This is a genomic window from Desulfosporosinus burensis, from assembly GCF_054657535.1.
This window is the reverse complement of sequence record NZ_BAAHYN010000035.1, coordinates 1-2,790: the sequence shown is the minus strand read 5'-3', so window position 1 is coordinate 2,790 and position 2,790 is coordinate 1. Positions and strand designations below refer to the sequence as shown.

4 protein-coding genes are annotated in these 2,790 nt (G+C 43.5%); all 4 read left to right on the top strand.

All coding sequences use genetic code 11. From position 1 onward, the window contains the following. A partial coding sequence (gene istA / locus ACYQ3Q_RS28160; RefSeq protein ID WP_459931708.1) for an IS21 family transposase occupies positions 1–1,216 on the top strand: 1,216 nt, incomplete at its 5' end. Continuing rightward, positions 1,213–1,989 carry an IS21-like element helper ATPase IstB gene (gene istB / locus ACYQ3Q_RS28155; RefSeq protein WP_459929438.1) on the top strand — a complete coding sequence of 259 codons (777 nt, stop codon included), beginning with the start codon at positions 1,213–1,215 and terminating at the stop codon, positions 1,987–1,989. The genes istA and istB, both read left to right, overlap by 4 nt. Before the next feature lie 20 nt (positions 1,990–2,009). Further along, positions 2,010–2,378 carry a hypothetical protein gene (locus ACYQ3Q_RS28150; protein ID WP_459929439.1) on the top strand — a complete coding sequence of 123 codons (369 nt, stop codon included), beginning with the start codon at positions 2,010–2,012 and terminating at the stop codon, positions 2,376–2,378. Continuing rightward, positions 2,375–2,599, top strand: a complete 225-nt coding sequence (locus ACYQ3Q_RS28145) for a hypothetical protein (protein WP_459929440.1) — start codon at positions 2,375–2,377, stop codon at positions 2,597–2,599. Before ACYQ3Q_RS28150 ends, ACYQ3Q_RS28145 begins: the two co-directional genes overlap by 4 nt. The last annotated feature ends 191 nt before the right edge of the window (positions 2,600–2,790 follow it).

Below are 2,790 nucleotides of genomic sequence, written 5' to 3'. Positions count from 1 at the left end.
CACGGCAAAACGGATCTTCGACCGACTAGTTGCAGAGAAAGACTTCTCTGGCGGTGAATCTACAATACGAGAGATCGTGGCGGAGCTCAAAGCCAAGCAGTCGAAAGTCTTCATTCCCCTATCCTATGACCCAGGTGAAGCAATCCAGGTGGACTGGGGAGAAGCCACCGTGTACCTGGCCGGTAAGAAGATTAAAGTTAATTTGTGGTGTATGCGGGAGTGTTATAGTGCCGATATGTTCTGCAAAGTATTTTATCGACAAAATGAGGAAAGCTTCCTTGAAGGACAAATCAGCGGGTTAGAGTACTTTGGTGGAGCCCCTCGCAAAGTGATCTTCGACAATGCAAAGGTCGCCGTCAAAGAAGGTTTTGGTGTCCACGCAAAAATACAGGCTCGATACGCCGCCTTGTCCGCCCATTATGCCTTCAAACCGGAATTTTGCAACATCGCTAGTGGACATGAAAAGGGTCTTGTCGAAGGGCTTGTAGGTTGGATAAGACGAAATATCCTGGTTCCTATACCAAGAGTAGAAACCATAGAAGAGTTGAGTACTGAAATACTTCGTCGGTGCTTAAACTACCGAAACCATACAATCAAAGGCAGAGAACAAACCGTCGGCATGATGGCTCAAAGCTCAAGCGCTAGGATGGCAAGACTACCGAAGTATAAGTATGATCCCAGCAAGAGCATCATAGCCAGAGTGGATGAGTTTTCAACCGTCCGATTTGATTACAACAACTACTCGGTTCCGGTTAAGTATGTCAGCAAAGAAGTAACGATTAAAGGATACGGCAATGAGATAGCCATTCTGTATCGCAGTTCCGAGATAGCGAGGTATTCTCGGTGTTACCAAAGAGGCATCACAAAATATCAGCTTGAGCATTACATAGATTTGATCGAACAACGCCCCCGCAGCGCCTACAACGCAAAACCGGTCAAGAGCACCCTTTCGGAAGAACTGATGGAGATAGGAAGGCGATTGTCCGGCCCTCGTGAGATGGTAAAACTTTTGCGAATGTATATCCAATTTGGTGAGGAACGTTTGATGACAGCCATCAAATGCATTCAAAGCACAGAACTAACCACAGAACAAATCCAGGCGCACCTGATACCGGTAAATCAACCGACTAAGCTACCCTTAAGGCAAGACGTCAAAGTATCAAAACCGCAGTTCGAAAAATATAACGACCTTATGAATAGGGGTGCTGCAGTATGAGTAGCAGCTTAAATCCCTTAAAAGAGACCATAAAAATCTACGCAAAACAATTAAGAATTCCTTCATTTACAGGCTATGAAAATATCATCAGACAACTCTCCACCAACGATGGCTATGATAAATTCTTGTGTGAGCTTATGAAATTAGAACTCACTCAAAGACAGGAATCAGGACAGCGCCGAAGGATTAAACAAGCAGGATTTCCAGTGATGAAAACGCTCGATGACTTTAACTTTGAAAGGCTGGAGCACGTTTCAAAAGGCTACATACAGGAGCTTGCGTCCTGTGATTTTATCAAGAACAGGCAAAATATCGTGATGATCGGCAATTCGGGATCTGGGAAGACCCATCTTTTGATGGGGTTAGGTATGAAAGCCTGTTACGCTGGGTTTAATGTGAAATTCTTCACGGCTGTTCATCTTGCTAACGAGCTCGCTGAAGCTGTTCAATTCAACCGATTGTCAAAGCTAGAGAAGAGTCTTAGCAAAGTCGATTTATTGCTGATCGATGAATTGTCCTACCTGACCTTCAACCGGCACCAGTCAGAGATGCTGTTCCAAGTGATATCGGAGCGATCGGAACGCGCCAGCATTATAATAACAACCAATCTGGAATTTTCAAGTTGGACCGACCTATTTGAAAATGAAATGATGGTTGCCGCCTTGATCGATAGGATTACCTTCCGTTCGCATATCCTCAATATGAATACCGTGGATTCCTATCGGCTTGAACAGACGATATTAAACGGAAAAAGGGCCGAGAACCATAAATAAAGGTAGAATGGAGTAATAACATGACTAAACAAAATCGTCACATTCGGAAACTCATTCAAATCTTGGTCGATAGAAACGTCTCTGCTATCTATCCGTCTGAGGTGGCCCATCTCTTACAATGCCCTGAAGAAGCAGTATTAGACGTGCTCTATAATATGGATGCGGAGGAAATACTTAAACATAGCTATGAATTACACTGTTGTGAGTGTGGAGAGGTAATGAGTGTTTTTGAAGATCCAAAACTCTTAACGAGTGCTCCATTTCCGTGTCCAGGTTGTTACGCCCAAACTGAGTCAATTAATATGAACGAAACGGTGATTGCCTTTTATCCATTAGTTAACGCTTTGTCATCACCACCCAAAATTAATAAAACTTTCGTGTTCTGTTGATCGAGGTAAATGGATTATGGGATACATGGTCGAGAATTCAATACGGAACTGCTAATATCGGGCTATGGATAGTGCCACAATGTGGACAACCTTTCGCTTGGCCGCTTCAGGTTGACCACATTGCTTGGTCAAGCAATTTAGGGTTTGTCTTAAAAGAGCTTGACCACACTATCCACAGCCCCGGCGGCAGGAACAAGATTGTTGTTGATAATTACGCATAAGAAGGGGCGTAAAGTTACTATCCGGCATCAACTGTAAGTGGTAAACTTAAGTGCTTTTATGTAGTTCAGATACAGCCATTGAAGTGGCTCAGTTTTTCCAGCGTTTATGCAATAATGGCTCACATTTTTCCTAGCATTAATGGCTCACTTTTTTTCTGGCGACTGGCTCACTTTTTTCTTGACAATCGCAT